We start from the raw sequence: 15,269 nt of genomic DNA on the forward strand, positions 1-15,269 counted from the left end.
AGGTCTTCTCTGTTTGCCCGGCTGGCTGGACGACGCCGCCCAACGGCGACTGTCCCAGGACATCGACACGGCTCCCTGGTCGTCGCAGCTGCGGCGGCGCGTACAGCACTACGGGCACCGCTATGACTACGGACGTCGCGGCGTGGGCGGCGCCTCCGCCCCGCCGCTCCCCGCCTGGGCGGTGTCGCTGGCCAACCGGCTGCATGAGGAGGGCCACTTCGACCGCCCGCCCGACCAGGTGATCGTGAACGAGTACCTCCCCGGGCAGGGCATCAGCGCCCACGTCGACTGCGTGCCGTGCTTCGGTCCGGCCGTCGCCTCGGTCAGCCTGCTATCGGCGTGCGTCATGGAGTTCACCCACCCCGAGGAGGGGACGCGCGTACCGGTGCGGCTCGTGCCCGGCAGCCTGTGCGTGATGACCGGCCCGGCACGGTTCACCTGGCGGCACGCGATCCCCGCACGCAAGAGCGACCCGGGGCCGGACGGACGCATGCCACGTGGCCGCCGGGTGTCGGTGACGATGCGAACCGTCCTGTGATCCCGGGCGCGGCCGAGGATGGTCAGGCGGGGCGCCCGACGCGTCGATCGCCGCCGGCTCTGCGGCCACCTGCCCGTCCATGAAAGTCACCGCTCCCGCACCAAGATTGCCTCGGCGTCGGATTGACCGATCCGGCATCGAGGTTTCCTCGCCGAGGCTGACGTAGGAGGCGAGGCTGCCCAGCTGGGGGCCAGCCTTGGCCTGCAGGTGAGGAGCGGTGCGTACGGCGGCGGTCAGGTGGGTGAATGCGCCGTGGCGCGGCTTGTGCAGCGTCCAGTTGGCACGGTGCGGGTCGATGGCGGAAGAGGCGGTCGTGAACAGGCGCTCGGAGCGCGGCCGGTGTGCGGGCCAATGTTGGGGCGGCGCGGGGGCGCGGGGGCCGCTGGTGCAGCGCGGCGGTCGGTGAGGAACGGCAGCCCGCTGGTGCCTCCGGCGGTGAGGTGAGATTGCAGCCGGGCGGTGCCGGTCTGCCAGGGTGCGTACTCGATCGCTCCGCTGGTCGCGCCGGAACTCCAGATCCGGGTTCTCCATGTTCAGCGAGAACATCTCATCGGCACGCGCGGCGGTCTCGTACAGCAGCCGCCAGAAACACCCGCTCGCGCAAGTCGTGCCGGACGTCGCGAAACAGCTCATCCGGGCGGGCTCATCGTGCGGATGGGCCGCAAGGTCGCCGGTAGAGGGGGTGCTGGGCTTCCGAAGCCGCACAGGTCCGAGACCGCTCCCCCGGACCCCTGGCCCTGGCCCTGGCCAGCGGAACTGGGCGACGCCGTCCTGCTCTACAACTACGGCGTCTCGCAGCACGTCAATGGCGGCCGGACCTGCCCCCAGAGCTTCCTGGAAGAAATGCCCACCGTGCTGGTCACCGTCCGCGGCGGCGGCTACGGGCCCCCTCGCAAGGGCTGGGACCATTCCACTCCCTACCTGCAACGCGTCCTCGCCGACCTTTGGGAGGCGGACCTGACCGTCGTCGGACGCGAACTGACGCTCGTCGGCGTCGACCAGCCCCGGACCGACCTCGCCGTCCAGCGACACGCCGAGGCCCGCGACGCCGTCCGCCGCACCGGCCGCGCCCTAGCCGCCAAGTAACCGGCCCCCGGCCCGGCGGCGGCCAGGACGGGTGGTTGTCAAAGACCGCGTTCGTGCAGCCGAACCCGGCACGGTGGTAGTAGTGACCGCCCTGCCGGTCACTCATTCCGCCTGCCCGCGTCGACGATAAGTCAGGGTGTTTAAGACGTGGCGTCTTCGTCCTCAGGGGCGAGCCGTGTCCAGATGGTGGTCAGCTGGCGCAGATCGTCCTCGTCGAGCCGGTCGAAGAAGAGCCTCCGGAGGTCGCCGTGGTGCTGCTTCCAGGCCTTGCGCAGGAGTGCCCGCCCCTCTCGGGTCAGTACCGCCTCGAAGCCGCGGCCGTCCTCGGCCGACCGCCGCCGCTCGATCAGCCCACGGCGCTCCAGCCGGTCGGCGAGCCGGGTGAATCCGCCCGTGGACATCAGGCGGCGCTTGGCGAGTTCGGACATGCGCATGCCGTCGCGACCGGCCTCGCCGAGCAAGGCCAGGACGCTGTACTCGGCCATGCTCACGCCCAGCGGTGCGAGACCGGCCTCGATCTCACGCCAGATCCGATCGTGTGCGTAGAGAAACCCTCGCCAGGCCTCGTCCTCGAGCTCGCTCAACCGCACGGTCGCCATATGCCGAACACTACTGCCCCACCCGTCGTGTACAGGCAACGAAGCTTGACTGCACAGGCAGAGCTCATAGTGAAATGTTTGTCTGCGCAGATAATCCTGACCGGGCGTGGTCGGCGCCGGGCAGCGGCGACGCGTCCGCAACGCGCAGGAGGATCGAGAACCGGTCAGTGATGACGGGCACGGCGCCGCAATGATCAATGACGGTCGTCGGGCTGGTGGGCATGCGGGAGCGTGTCGCGTGGACGGCGGCGATGTGCAGGCCAGGCGGCGGCTTTGAGGTGCGCGCTGGTATTCCGGTGCGCGGAAGGCCTGACATCTGCTGGAGGACTCGCCCCGCTTTACACGAACCACCGACAGGACGCTGGACCCGACGCTACGCGCAGTCGTCGTGAGTGCCGTCGCGTTCAGCGACCGGCCCCTGCGGCATGGCCCCTGGACGGCAGGGCGGCACGCGCCCTGCCGACCTGTCGTTCGCCCTGCGCGACGAGGGATCATGCCCTACTACCTCTACATGTAGGACATGATCCCGTTCAGCGGGCTTTCCTACTGGAGTTTGGATATGCCTCCTCACGGAAGGCGGGCGTGTGGGTTCGTTAGCGTCAACGCTCGATCAGCGCGCATTCCCCGTTTCCGGGGTGTTGCAGATGAAGTACGTGACGATCCGGTTGAACTCGTTCGCGTGCTCGATCATCGCCCAGTGTCCGCACCGGTTGAGCAGCACCAGCCGGCTGTCGGGGATGCTGGCGAGCAGGTAGAGCGAGTTCTCGAAGGGCACCACCCGGTCGTCGCGCCCGTGGATGAGGAGCGTGGGGACCTGGATGGCCGGGAGCAGTTCGGGCTTGACCCAGATCGGGAGCGGCGCGCCCTTCGGCAGCCCCTCGACGTAGTTGCGCAGGTGCTCGGGGCGGGCCAGGGCCGCGTCGGAGCGGGCCTTGCACAGCTCGGGCGTGGCGAACCTGGCCTTGTCGAAGCACATGATCTCGACGAGTCGGCGCATGTTCTCGGGGCTCGGGTCGCGGTAGGCCTCGATGAGGACCTTCAGGCCCTCGGACGGGCCGTCACCGGCGGCGAAGAGGCTGGGCATGCGCCCCACCGGCGGGCCCATGGTGACCAGGTGCGTGATCCGGTCCGGGTGCTCGGTGGCAAGCCGGAGCGAGGTCTGCCCGCCCATCGAGTTCCCGACGAACGCGGCCTTCTGAATGCCGAGGGCATCGAGGAACTGGATCGCCGCGTCCACATGGTCGAGGCGTTCGACCGTCGCCGCGTCGGAGTCGCCCCAGCCGGGCATGTCCACCGCGTACACATGGAAGTGCCTGGCCAGTGCCTCGATGTTGGCGGAGAAGTTGCTCCAGCCGGTCGCGCCCGGACCGCTCCCGTGCAGCAGGACGACCGGGTGCCCGTCGCCCGCCTCGTAGTAGCGGAGCCTCCAATCCCTGGTCTGGACGGTGCGCGCGGCTTCGGCCTGGGTCAGCGACATCAGTGAACGTCCTTTCCGGATGCCTGGGAGAGCAGGTCGGCGACGACCTCCGGTGACCGGTGGCCCCAGCTGTGCAGCCGGTCGAGCGTCTTGACCTGCCAGGTGTCGTCGTCGACGAGCAGGCCGCCCCATCCGTACTCCACGCTGAAGCCGGAGGGCGTTCGCACGTAGAAGCTGAACATGTGGTCGTTGGGGTGCATGCCCAGGGTCATCTCGAACGGCTGCCCGGCGTCCATGCAGCGGTCGTAGGCCCTGCCGACATCGCGGATGTCGGTCACCTCGATCATGAAGTGGTGGGTCTTCTTCGGGTGCGGCATGTCCCCGAACGCCACGGAGTGATGGCGCGGGTTGCAGCGCAGGAAGATCAGGTCGGCGACGACGCCGGGCGCGAGCTCCTCGACGATGACGTCGGAGATCCTGAAGCCGAGCAGTCCCTCGTAGAACTCCAGGTACGTCTCGCGCGGGACCCCCTTGGACAGCAGCACCTGGTGGCCCGCTCCTCCGGTGCCGGTGACGAACTCGCCGAGCAGCACGTCGGAGTGGAAGGGGCTGCCGGCGTCGGCGAAGCCGGTGACCAGTTCGACGCGATTGCCCATCGGATCCGTGGTCACCACGATGCGGTCGACCTTGCGGGACGCGGCGAGCGCGGTGCCGCCCTCGGTGACCTCGACGCCGGCGGACGTCAGCCTGCCGACGATCTCGTCGAGGGCCGCGTCGTCCGCCACCTCGTAGCCGCTGGCCACCAGATCATCGGCCGGTCCCCGCCGCACCAGCCACCGGTAGGCCTTCTCATCGGTACGGAGGGCCAGGGCGTCGGCGTTCTTGTCGGCGAGCTGCATTCCCAGCAGATCGACACCGAAGCGCTCCCAGTCGCTGAGGCTGCTCGCCTCGTAAACGACGTACGCCAGTTCCTTGACTCCAGTCACTGAGACTCAGCTCCTCATGCTCGATGCCGCGGTACGGGCGGCAGGCAAGTCGGGGACGGCGAGGCCGGAGACGTCGGCGGCCGCCACGAATCGGTCGGGGCGCACTGCGACGGCGCGGACGCCGTAGCGGGCCAGCCACGGGAGAAGGACCTCGTCCAGGTCGACCAGTTCCTCGGGGCCCCGCGTGTAGGCCGTCTTGGGGCGGATCGCGACGTAGCGGGCGCCGAGCGCGTCCCACCGCGCGCGCTCCTCGGCCGGGAGCAGCGTGGCCGGGTCGACGTCCGCTCCCAGCAGCACGAAGCCGTCGCCGAGCAGGTCGTCCAGACGCGCCATCCGGCCGGTCGCGTCCCCTGTGATGGGCTGCGGAACCATACGGCCGACGATGCTGGCGTCCCCGACGGGCCCCCGGAGCCAGCCCGTCTCCAGCACCGGCGGGGCGATCAGCGGCGGCTCGAACGGGGTGACCGTGTTCTCCGGCACCCGGTTCATCTCCTCGATCTCCGCGGGCGTCGCCTCCTGCTTGATGACCCGGCCGAGCCGGACGGCCAGGTCGGTGAAGAACGCGGCATTGGGGCGCCGCTCGATCTCGTAGGTGTCCAGCCAGCTCTCGTCGAGTTCGCCCTTGAGGACCCGGGCCAGCTTCCAGCCCAGGTCGTGCGCGTCCCGCATACCGGTCTGCATCCCGGCTCCGGCCCAGGGCGGCATGAGGTGGGCGGCGTCTCCGGCGAGGAAGACGCGGTTCGCGCGCCAGGTCTCGGCCATCCGGGTGTGGTGGCGGTAGAAGGCCCACTGGTGGATCGAGACGTCCTCGTCGGTGACACCCATCGCTTTGAGCAGCGGCCAGACGTCCTCCTCCGACGTGAAGTCGGCCTCGGTCTCATGCGGCTTGAGCGGGATCTCCCAGCGGTGGTTGCCGGCGGAGAGCGCGATGTCGACGACCGGGCGCTGCCTGTCGGACCAGAAGGTGAGGAGGTCGCGGTCGGGCCACCAGCGCTTGACACGGCAGTCGATGACGATCCACTGCACGTCGAGCGTGTCACCGAGCAGCCGGCTGCCGATCATGCCGCGGGTGGCGCTGCCGCCGCCGTCGGCACCGATCACGTAGCGGGCGCGCGCGGTGCGCTTCTCCCCCGTCGCGGTGTCCGTCGTGGTCACCGTGACCCCGTCGAGGTCCTGGTCCAGCCCGGTCACCTCGACGCCGTAGCGGACGTCGACCAAGGGGCCGTACCCCTCCGCGCACGCGCGCAGCTCGGCCTCCATGACCGGCTGGTAGATGTTGTAGAAGCGAGGCTTGACGCCCAGCGTCGACGGCGGGTGCTCGACACGCATGATCTCGGTGCCGTCATAGGTCACCCAGCGCAGCGCCCGCTGCGGCTCGATCACCTTGGTGATCCGCTCGTCGATGCCGAGGCTCTGGAAGATCCGCATCGTCCAGTCGTTGACGGTGACGGCACGGGCGCGGGGGTAGATGTCCGCGTCGCGTTCGAACGCCACGACCGAGATGCCGTGCTTGGCGAGGGTCAGCGCGGCGGTCACGCCGGTGGGACCGTAGCCGACGATCGCGACGTCGGCATCGAAGTGCTGGGTCATACGGGCTCCGGACGGCTTCCGATCGGCAGTTTTGTACCGATCGTTCGGTACGATACCGCCACCCTGGCATGGCCCTCGGGGGGTGTCCACGAAATTCCACGGTGCAGAAACGGGCATGTGGGATGCCGCTCGCGGGGGCCTCTATGCTTCAACGCGTGGAGGGCGAGAAGATCGGCAACAGCCGTGGCCGCAGGTCCCGGGAGGAGATCCTGGACGTCGCCTCACGGATCATGGCGGAGCGCGGTTACGCCGCCACGTCGCTGTCGGTGCTGAGCCGGGAGACGGGCCTGCCGAAGAGCGCGGTGTATCACCACTTCCACTCCAAGGCGGGGCTGCTGTCGGCGGTCATGGCCCGCGGTGCCCGGGAGTTCTTCGCGGCGATGCGGCAGGCGCAGGCGGACGGTCCGGAAGGCGACACCCCGCGTGAGCGGCTGACGTGGTTCCTTCTGCGCACCGGTGAGGCCTTCATGGCACGCCCGGACTTCCTGCGCCTGCATCTGCTCCTGGTCATGAGCGCCGAGGCCGCCGAAGCCGAAGTCGACTCCATCATCGAGCAGGTGCGGCACGACGGCCGCGTGCACATGAACAGGATGATCGCGGAGTCCTTCGCACCGGAGGGCGAGGAGATCGCTCAGGCCGTCGCGGACGACCTGGACTACTTCGGCATCGCCGGGTTCGACGGCGCCTTCGTCGCCATGCAGGCCGAGCCCCATCGCGACCTCGCCGACCAGATGAGGCTGCTCGCCGAGGCCATGGCCGCGCTCGGCGAGGCACGAGTGGCCAAGCTGCGCGCCGGCACCGCCACGCGGGACTGACCCCCCGGTCAGCCGGGCCGCAACCTCGTTACGAGCGCGCCCGTTCCCGACCGTAAAGCCGGTACGACGGACGCCGCCCCGCCGATCCTCGTCCCTCGCGGGCGGTGGACGCGGCCGTCAGGGGCGCCGGGTGATGTGGCGCCACCATCCGGTCGCGACCAGCGCCGGGATCAGCCAGGTGCCGAACGCCCAGAACGCCACCGAGACGGCGGCGGACAGGGGACGGACAGCGTCGGCCGCGGGCACGCCGGCCATCTGCCCGATCTTGGTGCCGCTCAGCACGGAGATCGCGGTGGCGCCCATGGCGACCCAATACGGCGGGATCAGGTCCCCCGGACGCGGCGGGTGCCGCAGCAGCCTGGCGGTGACCAGGACGCCCGTGGAGGCGTAGAGGAAGGCGCGCACCGGATCGGCCAGGTCGGATCGGAGCGAGGGCGGAACGCGGCGAGACGCCAGCCGGTCAGCGCGACGAGGACGCCGTAGGCGGCGGCCGCGATCCACAACGGCAGGCGCGACAGCGTGACCAGGCCGTGCTCGCCAAGGCCGATGGAGAGGATGCCGGTGGCCATGACCAGGGCGAACGCGATCGGGTCCAGGTCGGCCGCGGCCGCTCGCACACCGCCGCCGGTCCGGCCGCACCGGCATGCCCGGGCGGCACGGCCCTCGCCGGCCGCCCGGGCATCCACCGCTCACCTGATCGCATCCCCGCGCAGTCGTGCTGGTCGCGATGGATCGGATCCGGCGGGTCGCGGTTCACTGCGCACAGGGCGCCCGTCACTCACGGGTCACAGACCGGCGCGGCCTAGCTTCGCGTGGCGGTTGACGTCCTTGTAGAGCAGGTAGCGGAACCTGCCGGGCCCACCGGCGTAGCACGCCTGCGGGCAGAACGCGCGCAGCCACATGAAGTCGCCCTCCTGCACCTCGACCCAGTCCTTGTTTAGCAGGTAGACGGCCTTGCCCTCGAGAACGTACAGCCCGTGCTCCATGACGTGGGTCTCCGGGAACGGGATGGCGCCGCCGGGTTCGAAGTTCACGATGTTGACGTGCATGTCGTGGCGGATGTCGTCGACGTCGACGAAGCGCGTGGTGGTCCAGACGCCGTTCGTGTCCGGCATCGGGACGGGCTCGACGTCGCGCTCGTTGGTGACGAACGGTTCGGGCGCCTCGATGCCCTCGACGCGTTCGTAGCTCTTGCGGATCCAGTGGAACCGGGCGGGTTCCTGGCCGCCGTTGCGCACCGTCCAGGTCGCGCCGGGTGGGACGAACGCGTAGCCGCCCTCCCCCATCGCGTGCCCGTCCCCCTCGATCGTGACCTCCAGCTCGCCGCCGACGACGAACAGCACGCCCTCGGCGTCGGGGTCCGGCTCGGGACGGTCGGAGCCGCCACCGGGCGACACCTCCACGATGTACTGGGAGAAGGTCTCGGCGAAGCCCGACAGCGGCCGGGCGATGATCCACAGCCGGGTGTCCTCCCAGTGGGGCAGGCGGCTGGTCACGATGTCGGTCATCGTGCCGCGCGGCAGCACGGCGTAGGCCTCGGTGAAGACGGCACGGTCGGTGGTGAGCTGGGTCTGGGCGGGGAGTCCCCCCGTGGGGGCGTAGTACCGGCCGCTCATGCTCTCCTGCCTTTCGTCGTCGGTCACGTGTCCTGCCGGGTGAGCATCCGGCCTCGCGGGGCGGAGTCCAGGTCGATCCGCCGGCCCCGAAGCCAGGTGCCGCGCACCACGCCGGTGAGGCGGCGGCCGTCGTACGGCGTGATCGCGTTCTTGTGGTGCAGTTCGCGGGCGTCGACGAGGAACTCCTCGTCCGGCGCCAGGACGCAGAAGTCGGCGTCGTGGCCGGCCGCGATCCGGCCCTTGCGGCGCATTCCGGTCTGCAGCGCCGGTGCCTGCGCCATCCACCGGACCACGTCGGGGAGCCCGAAGCCGCGGGCGCGCGCCTCGGTCCAGGTCGCCGGCAGGCCGAGCTGGAGGGAGGAGATGCCGCCCCAGGCCGCGCCGAAGTCGCCGGTGTCCAGGCACTTGAGGTTCGCGGTCGACGGCGAGTGGTCGCTGACCACCAGGTCGATGACGCCGTCGCGAAGGGCCTGCCAGAGCCGGTCGCGGTTGTCCCGCTCGCGGATCGGCGGGCAGCACTTGTACTGGGTGGCGCCGCCGGGGATGTCCTCGGCGGCGAAGGTGAGGTAGTGCGGGCATGTCTCGGCGGTGACGCCGACGCCCTGGTCGCGCGCCTCGGCGATGATGGGCACCGCCTCCGCGCTCGACACGTGCAGGATGTGCACCCGGCAGCCGGTGCGCCGGGCGAGGTCGACGGTCCGGCGCACCGCGCGGTTCTCCGCCTCGCGCGGCCGGGAGGCGAGGAAGTCGCCGTACCGCGTGCCGTGCGCGGTCGGCGCCTGCGCGATCTCGGCGGGGTCCTCGGCGTGGACGATCAGCAGCCCGTCGAACGAGGCGATCTCCCGCATGGCGGCCTCGAGCCGGCGTGTGTCGAGAGGGGGGAACTCGTCCACGCCCGAGTGCAGCAGGAAGCACTTGAAGCCGAAGACCCCTGCCTCATGAAGGGGACGCAGGTCCGGGACGTTGCCCGGGACCGCGCCGCCCCAGAAACCAACGTCGATGAACAGTTGCTCCGCGGCGGTCCTGCGCTTGATGTCCAGCGCCGCGACGTCCACCGTGGGCGGGATGCTGTTGAGCGGCATGTCGACCAGCGTCGTGACACCCCCGGCCGCAGCCGCCCGGGTGGCGCTGGCGAACCCCTCCCAGTCGGTGCGACCGGGGTCGTTGACATGGACGTGGGTGTCCACTAGCCCGGGCAGCAGCACCTCGTCGTCGGCCAGCCGCACCACATCTGCGTCCGGCACGGCCACGCCGAACGGCTCCACACCGACGATCTTCTCTCCCCGGACCACCACGCTCGCGGACGTCTCCCCCTCGGCCGTCACCATCCGGCGAGCTCGGATGACGCGGAGACGTCCGGTGTCGTTCGTCGTCGTCACTTGCTGCACGTCGGGCGCCTCAGTCCAGCAGTGCCGGCGCGGTGGGGGCGTCGGCGTCGCGTCCGGCGAGGTCCTCGAACTCGACGACGCCGTCGATCTCCGTGCCCATGGCGACGTTGGTGACGCGCTCCAGGATCACCTCGACCACCACCGGCACGCGGAACTCGTCCACCAGCTTCTTGGCCTGCTCCAGCGCGGGCAGGATGCCGTCGGGCTCGAAGACGCGCAGCGCCTTGCAGCCCAGCCCCTCGGCGACCTTGACGTGGTCCACGCCGTAGCCGCCGACCTCCGGGCTGTTGACGTTGTCGAAGGACAGCTGCACGCAGTAGTCCATGTCGAAGTTCCGCTGGGCCTGGCGGATCAGGCCGAGGTAGGAGTTGTTCACGACCACATGGATGTAGGGGATGGCGAATTGCGCCCCGACCGCCAACTCCTCGATGAGGAACTGGAAGTCGTAGTCGCCGGACAGGGCGACGACCGTGGCCTCGGGGTCGGCGGTGGCCACGCCGAGGGCGGCGGGGACGGTCCAGCCCAGCGGCCCGGCCTGGCCCGCGTTGATCCAGTGCCGCGGCCGGTAGACGTGCAGCATCTGGGCGGCCTGGATCTGCGACAGCCCGATCGTCGAGACGTAGCGCACGTCCGGGCCGAACGCCCTGTTCATCTCCTGGTAGACACGCTGCGGTTTGATCGGGACGTCGGCGAAGTCGGTCTTCCGGAGCATGGTCTTCCTGCGCTCCCGGCAGGACCGCGCCCACTCCCGCCGGTCGGGCAGCCGTCCGGCGGCACGCCACTCGCGCGCGACGGACACGAACATCTCCAGCGCCGCCTTGGCGTCGGACACGATCCCGTAGTCGGGCGGGAACACCCGGCCGATCTGGGTGGGCTCGATGTCGACGTGCACGAAGGTGCGTCCCCTGGTGTAGGTGTCGAGGCCGCCGGTGTGCCGGTTGGCCCAGCGGTTGCCGATGCCGAGCACGAAGTCGGCAGCCAGCATGGTGGCGTTGCCGTAGCGGTGCGAGGTCTGCAGGCCCACCATCCCGGCGGCCAGCGGGTGGTCGTCGGGAATCGCGCCCCACCCCATCAGGGTCGGGACGACCGGCACACCGGTGATCTCGGCCAGTTCCACCAGCGCGGCGGACGCGTCGGCGTTGATGACGCCGCCGCCGGCCACCAGCAGCGGGCGTTCGGCGGCGGCCATCATCGCCAGCGCCTTCTCCACCTGGGCCCGGGTGGCGGCCGGGCGGAGCACCGGCAGCGGCTCGTAGGTGTCGGGGTCGAACTCGATCTCGGCCAGCTGCACGTCGAGCGGCAGGTCGATCAGCACCGGGCCCGGCCGGCCCTCGCGCATCACCTGGAACGCCTTCTGGAAGGTGCCGGGCACCTGCGCGGCCTCCATGACGGTCACCGCCCACTTGGTGACCGGCGCGGCGACCGCGGCGATGTCGACGGCCTGGAAGTCCTCCTTGTGCAGCTTGGCGACCGGCGCCTGGCCGGTCACGCACAGGATCGGGATCGAGTCGGCGCTCGCCGAGTACAGCCCGGTGATCATGTCGGTGCCGGCCGGGCCGGAGGTGCCGACGCACACGCCGATGTTGCCGGGCTTGGCGCGGGTGTAGCCCTCGGCCATGTGGGAGGCGGCCTCCACGTGCCGTGCCAGCACGTGCCTGATGCCGCCGTGGTTCTTCATGGCGCTGTAGAACGGGTTGATCGCGGCGCCGGGCAGCCCGAAGGCCTGCGTGGCGCCCTCCTTCTCCAGGATCAGAACCGCGGCGTCGACCGCGCGCATGCGTGCCATGTTCACTTTTCCTTTTCTGTACGGCGGCCGGGGAGGTCGCGGCACGGACCGTCCCCGGACCGCCTCGGCTGGTGGGGGTCAGCGGCCGCTGAGCCGTTCCACGCCGCGCAGCAGCGCGGAGTGGTCGAGGCCGCCGTCGCCGTTGGCCAGCGCTGCGGCCATCAGCTGCGCGACGAGCGCGCCGAGGGGCACCACCACCCCGGCCTCCCGGGCCGCGGCCGTGACGATGCCGAGGTCCTTGTGGTGCAGTTCGATGCGGAATCCGGGGTCGAAGGAGCGCGACAGCATGGCGTCCCTCTTCTGGTCCAGCACCTTGGACCCGGCGAGCCCGCCGCCGAGCACCTGCAGCGCGGCCGCGGTGTCCACACCGTGGGCCTCCAGGAAGACCACCGCCTCGGCCAGCGCCTGAATGTTCGCGGCGACGACGAGCTGGTTGGCGGCCTTGACGGTCTGGCCGGCGCCGCTCGGGCCGACGTGCACGACCGTCCGGCCGACCACGTCGAAGATCGGCCGGGCGGCCGCGAAGTCGGCCGCCTCCCCGCCGACCATGATCGACAGCGTGGCGTCGCGTGCGCCGGCCTCACCGCCGGACACCGGCGCGTCCAGCGGCCGCAGCCCCAGCTCGCGGGCCTGGTCGGCCAGTTCGACGGTCACGTCGGGGCGGATGCTGGAGAAGTCGATGACCAGCGTGCCGGGGCGGGCGTGGGCGAAGACGCCGTCCTCGCCGGCGAGCACGTCCCGGACGTCCGGCGAGTCGGGCACCATCACCGCGACCACGTCGGCGTCCGCGACGGCCTCGGCGACGGATCCGGCCGCGCGGCCGCCCGCCTCGACCAGCGGCCGGGTCTTGGCGGGGGTGCGGTTGTATCCGACGACGTCGTGCCCGGCCTTGACCAGGTGGACGGCCATCGGGCCGCCCATGATGCCCAGGCCGATGAAGGCGATGTTCGTCATGACGTCCCTCGATGTTCCGGTTGCGGGTGTCGGTTGTAATGATCAGGCGTGGGCGGCGCGGCGTGCCCGGTCCAGCCAGGCGAAGCCGTCGGCGGACGCTCCCGAGGGCTTGTACTCCAGGCCCACCCAGCCGGCGTAGCCGGCCTTCTCCAGGTCGGCGAGCTGCCGGTCGAGGGGCAGCGTGCCGGTGCCGGGCTCGTTGCGGCCGGGGTGGTCGGCGATCTGCACGTGGGCGACGCGGCCGGCGTGGTCGGCGATCACCGCGTCGACGTCGTCGCCGTTGACGGCCAGGTGGTACAGGTCGGCGAGCAGACCGACGTTGGGCGCGCCGGCCGTGTGGAGGCGGTCGATGACGGCCAGGGCGTCGGCGGCGGTCTTCAACGGGTAGGCGGGGGCGCCGCTGACCGGCTCGACCAGGACGGTGCCGCCGATTCGCCGCGCTGCCCGGGCCGCGAGCAGCAGGTTCTCGGCGGCCAGCGCGTCCTGCTCCTGCGGCGTGGCGTCCTCGACGCGGTTGCCGTACAGCGCGTTGAACGCCGTGCAGCCGAGCCGCTCACCGATCTCGACCGTGACGTCGATGTTGTCGCGGAACTCCCGGGAGCGGGCCGGCCACGACACCAGCCCCCGGTCACCGGCGGGCATGTCGCCGGCGAAGAAGTTCAGGCCGACCAGCCGGACACCGGCGTCCCCGATCGCCCGGACGAAGGCGTCCACGTCCTTGTCGGCGGGCACCGCCTCGGCGAACGGCCACCAGAACTCGACCGCGTCGAAGCCCGCGGCCTTCGCGGCGGCCGGCCGCTCCAGCAGCGGCAGCTCGGTGAACAGGATCGAGCAGTTGACCTCGTAGCGGAGGGAGTGGCTCATCGGGACTCGCTTCCAGGACGAACTTTTCCGTATAGTGTAGTGCTAATTCCGTATCGCGAAATGAAGTCGGGGTGACGGCCTCGCGTCGAGTCGGTCGCACGCGGCGGGCCCGGCCCGGCGGGCCGCCGCTCCCGAGGTGCGGGGTCCGGGAGCGGCAGCCGTGCGGGGGCATAGGCCGCTGGGGTCAGGAGGCGCCGGCGATCCCGGGCGAGGGCGGTGGTTCCACCGCCGGCCGATCGGGGGTGCCGGAGGCGGGGGTCGCCCGCTCCGGCGCGGCGGCGAAGACCGATGGTTTGTCCTTCTTGTAGGCCGACCACTGGTTGAAGAACAGGTTCAGCAGGACCGCGGTGATGGCCGCGGCGCTGATCCCCGAGTCCAGGATCACGGCCACGCCGTCGGGGAACCCGTCCCAGAACTCGGGCCGCGCGATCGGCACCATGCCCATGCCGAGTGAGACGGCCACGATGACGATGTTGAGGTTGTCGCCGTACTCGACGCGCGACAGCGTGCGGATCCCGGAGGCCGCGACGCTGCCGAACAGGACCAGGCCCGCGCCGCCGAGGACGGGCGCCGGGATCGCTGCGACCACCCTGCCGAACAGCGGCACCAGGCCGAGCACCACCAGCACGCCGCCGCCGGCCGCGACGGCGAACCGGCTCTTGATACCGGTGATCGCGACCAGGCCGACGTTCTGCGCGAACGCGCTGGCCGGGAAGGCCCCGACCACCGGCGCCACCGTGGAGGACAGCATGTCCGCGCGCAGCCCGCCGGCGACCCTGCGGTGGTCGACGGGCGTGCCCACGATCTCGCCGATGGCCACGATGTCGGCCATCGTCTCCGTCATGATCACCAGCACCACGATGGTCATCGCCACGATCGCACCGGCGTGGAACACCGGCGTGCCGAAGGCGAAGACCGGCGGGAGCGAGACCACCTTGCCCTCGCCGATGCCGGAGAAGTCGGCCTTGCCCCAGGGGACGGCGACGAGCGTGCCGGCCACGATGCCGATCAGGATGGACAGCCGCGAGACGAACCCCTGGAACAGCCTGCTGATCACGAGAATGACCAGCAGCGTCACCCCGGCCAGCGCGATGTTGCCCGGATCGCCGTAGCCGGACGTCCCGCGGCCGCCGAGCGCCCAGTCGAACGCCACGGGCAGCAGCGAGATGCCGATGACGCTGATGATCGAGCCGGTGACCACCGGGGGGAAGAGCCGCACCAGATGCGCGAAGAACGACGAGACCACCACGCCGATGACCCCGGCCACCATGATCGCGCCGAACACGGAGCGGACCCCGTCATGACTGGCGATCGCCACCATCGTCGAGACGGCGGCGAACGAGATGCCCTGCACGATCGGCAGCCGGGCCCCGAAGGGGCCGAGGCCGAGCGCCTGCAGCAGCGTCGCCAGGCCGCTGACGAAGATGCCCGCGGTGACCAGCAGCGCGATGTCGGCGGGCTTGAGACCCGCCGCGCCGCCGACGATGAGCGGCGGCGCGATGAGCCCGCCGTACATGGTGAGGACGTGCTGGGTTCCGTAAGCGAGCAGCTGCCCGAACGGAAGCCGCTCGTCCTCGGGCCGTGCCGGGGCGGGTGTCTCCCCGGTGTCCTTGCCGTGTCCCATCGATGC

Annotated in this window: 15 protein-coding genes; 3 read left to right on the plus strand and 12 right to left on the minus strand. The window is 70.9% G+C overall.

Annotated features, from left to right (window positions below; all coding sequences use genetic code 11):
- Positions 1 to 13: 13 nt before the first annotated feature.
- Both ABD811_RS01285 and ABD811_RS01290 read left to right on the plus strand, forming a co-directional pair.
- Positions 14 to 538 carry an alpha-ketoglutarate-dependent dioxygenase AlkB gene (locus ABD811_RS01285; RefSeq protein ID WP_344939497.1) on the plus strand — a complete coding sequence of 175 codons (525 nt, stop codon included), beginning with the start codon at positions 14 to 16 and terminating at the stop codon, positions 536 to 538.
- 654 nt (positions 539 to 1,192) lie between these two features.
- The gene (locus ABD811_RS01290) at positions 1,193 to 1,624 is read left to right on the plus strand and encodes a hypothetical protein (protein WP_344939499.1); all 432 of its coding nucleotides are present in this window, start codon (positions 1,193 to 1,195) and stop codon (positions 1,622 to 1,624) included.
- A 140-nt stretch (positions 1,625 to 1,764) separates the two neighbouring features.
- On the opposite strand, the gene ABD811_RS01295 is transcribed toward ABD811_RS01290, so the two are convergent.
- The 4 genes from ABD811_RS01295 to ABD811_RS01310 form a co-directional block, all read right to left on the minus strand.
- Positions 1,765 to 2,223 carry a MarR family winged helix-turn-helix transcriptional regulator gene (locus tag ABD811_RS01295; protein WP_344939501.1) on the minus strand — a complete coding sequence of 153 codons (459 nt, stop codon included), beginning with the start codon at positions 2,221 to 2,223 and terminating at the stop codon, positions 1,765 to 1,767.
- A 610-nt stretch (positions 2,224 to 2,833) separates the two neighbouring features.
- A complete protein-coding gene (locus tag ABD811_RS01300; RefSeq protein ID WP_344939503.1) occupies positions 2,834 to 3,700 on the minus strand; it encodes an alpha/beta fold hydrolase in 867 nt (288 codons plus the stop codon).
- On the minus strand, positions 3,700 to 4,626 hold the full coding sequence (locus ABD811_RS01305; RefSeq protein ID WP_344939505.1) for a VOC family protein: 927 nt from the start codon (positions 4,624 to 4,626) through the stop codon (positions 3,700 to 3,702). Before ABD811_RS01305 ends, ABD811_RS01300 begins: the two co-directional genes overlap by 1 nt.
- Positions 4,627 to 4,632: 6 nt before the next feature.
- A complete protein-coding gene (locus ABD811_RS01310) occupies positions 4,633 to 6,216 on the minus strand; it encodes a bifunctional 3-(3-hydroxy-phenyl)propionate/3-hydroxycinnamic acid hydroxylase (RefSeq protein ID WP_344939507.1) in 1,584 nt (527 codons plus the stop codon).
- A gap of 155 nt (positions 6,217 to 6,371) precedes the next feature.
- On the opposite strand from ABD811_RS01310, the gene ABD811_RS01315 reads away from it, so the two are divergent.
- The gene (locus ABD811_RS01315; protein ID WP_344939509.1) at positions 6,372 to 7,031 is read left to right on the plus strand and encodes a TetR/AcrR family transcriptional regulator; all 660 of its coding nucleotides are present in this window, start codon (positions 6,372 to 6,374) and stop codon (positions 7,029 to 7,031) included.
- Between the two features lie 117 nt (positions 7,032 to 7,148).
- On the opposite strand, the gene ABD811_RS01320 is transcribed toward ABD811_RS01315, so the two are convergent.
- From ABD811_RS01320 to ABD811_RS01355, 8 genes are all read right to left on the minus strand, one after another.
- The gene (locus tag ABD811_RS01320) at positions 7,149 to 7,436 is read right to left on the minus strand and encodes an SLAC1 family transporter (protein ID WP_344939511.1); all 288 of its coding nucleotides are present in this window, start codon (positions 7,434 to 7,436) and stop codon (positions 7,149 to 7,151) included.
- A complete protein-coding gene (locus tag ABD811_RS01325) occupies positions 7,355 to 7,648 on the minus strand; it encodes a hypothetical protein (RefSeq protein ID WP_344941079.1) in 294 nt (97 codons plus the stop codon). Before ABD811_RS01325 ends, ABD811_RS01320 begins: the two co-directional genes overlap by 82 nt.
- A gap of 168 nt (positions 7,649 to 7,816) precedes the next feature.
- Entirely contained in the window at positions 7,817 to 8,674 is an 858-nt protein-coding gene (locus ABD811_RS01330; RefSeq protein ID WP_344939513.1) for a bifunctional allantoicase/(S)-ureidoglycine aminohydrolase, read from the minus strand.
- Positions 8,671 to 9,975, minus strand: a complete 1,305-nt coding sequence (allB, locus tag ABD811_RS01335) for an allantoinase AllB (RefSeq protein WP_425549359.1) — start codon at positions 9,973 to 9,975, stop codon at positions 8,671 to 8,673. The genes ABD811_RS01330 and allB overlap by 4 nt, the downstream gene beginning before the upstream one ends.
- Positions 9,976 to 10,045: 70 nt before the next feature.
- Positions 10,046 to 11,821, minus strand: coding sequence for a glyoxylate carboligase (gene gcl, locus ABD811_RS01340; protein WP_344939517.1), 1,776 nt, complete (start codon positions 11,819 to 11,821; stop codon positions 10,046 to 10,048).
- Positions 11,822 to 11,899: 78 nt separating this feature from the next.
- On the minus strand, positions 11,900 to 12,775 hold the full coding sequence (locus ABD811_RS01345) for a 2-hydroxy-3-oxopropionate reductase (RefSeq protein ID WP_344939519.1): 876 nt from the start codon (positions 12,773 to 12,775) through the stop codon (positions 11,900 to 11,902).
- A 42-nt stretch (positions 12,776 to 12,817) separates the two neighbouring features.
- On the minus strand, positions 12,818 to 13,639 hold the full coding sequence (locus tag ABD811_RS01350; protein ID WP_344939521.1) for a hydroxypyruvate isomerase family protein: 822 nt from the start codon (positions 13,637 to 13,639) through the stop codon (positions 12,818 to 12,820).
- 184 nt (positions 13,640 to 13,823) lie between these two features.
- On the minus strand, positions 13,824 to 15,263 hold the full coding sequence (locus ABD811_RS01355; protein WP_344939522.1) for a nucleobase:cation symporter-2 family protein: 1,440 nt from the start codon (positions 15,261 to 15,263) through the stop codon (positions 13,824 to 13,826).
- Positions 15,264 to 15,269: the final 6 nt, after the last annotated feature.

The organism is Actinomadura miaoliensis (assembly GCF_039536785.1).
Taxonomy (GTDB): domain Bacteria; phylum Actinomycetota; class Actinomycetes; order Streptosporangiales; family Streptosporangiaceae; genus Spirillospora; species Spirillospora miaoliensis.

What these genes read in the sequence shown, in the direction of transcription:
- ABD811_RS01355 (WP_344939522.1), bottom strand. Translation starts at nt 15,263, where the DNA reads ATGGGACACGGCAAGGACACCGGGGAGACACCCGCCCCGGCACGGCCC.
- ABD811_RS01310 (WP_344939507.1), bottom strand. Translation starts at nt 6,216, where the DNA reads ATGACCCAGCACTTCGATGCCGACGTCGCGATCGTCGGCTACGGTCCC.
- gcl (WP_344939517.1), bottom strand. Translation starts at nt 11,821, where the DNA reads ATGGCACGCATGCGCGCGGTCGACGCCGCGGTTCTGATCCTGGAGAAG.
- ABD811_RS01295 (WP_344939501.1), bottom strand. Translation starts at nt 2,223, where the DNA reads ATGGCGACCGTGCGGTTGAGCGAGCTCGAGGACGAGGCCTGGCGAGGG.
- ABD811_RS01290 (WP_344939499.1), top strand. Translation starts at nt 1,193, where the DNA reads ATGGGCCGCAAGGTCGCCGGTAGAGGGGGTGCTGGGCTTCCGAAGCCG.
- allB (WP_425549359.1), bottom strand. Translation starts at nt 9,975, where the DNA reads ATGGTGACGGCCGAGGGGGAGACGTCCGCGAGCGTGGTGGTCCGGGGA.
- ABD811_RS01300 (WP_344939503.1), bottom strand. Translation starts at nt 3,700, where the DNA reads ATGTCGCTGACCCAGGCCGAAGCCGCGCGCACCGTCCAGACCAGGGAT.
- ABD811_RS01345 (WP_344939519.1), bottom strand. Translation starts at nt 12,775, where the DNA reads ATGACGAACATCGCCTTCATCGGCCTGGGCATCATGGGCGGCCCGATG.
- ABD811_RS01350 (WP_344939521.1), bottom strand. Translation starts at nt 13,639, where the DNA reads ATGAGCCACTCCCTCCGCTACGAGGTCAACTGCTCGATCCTGTTCACC.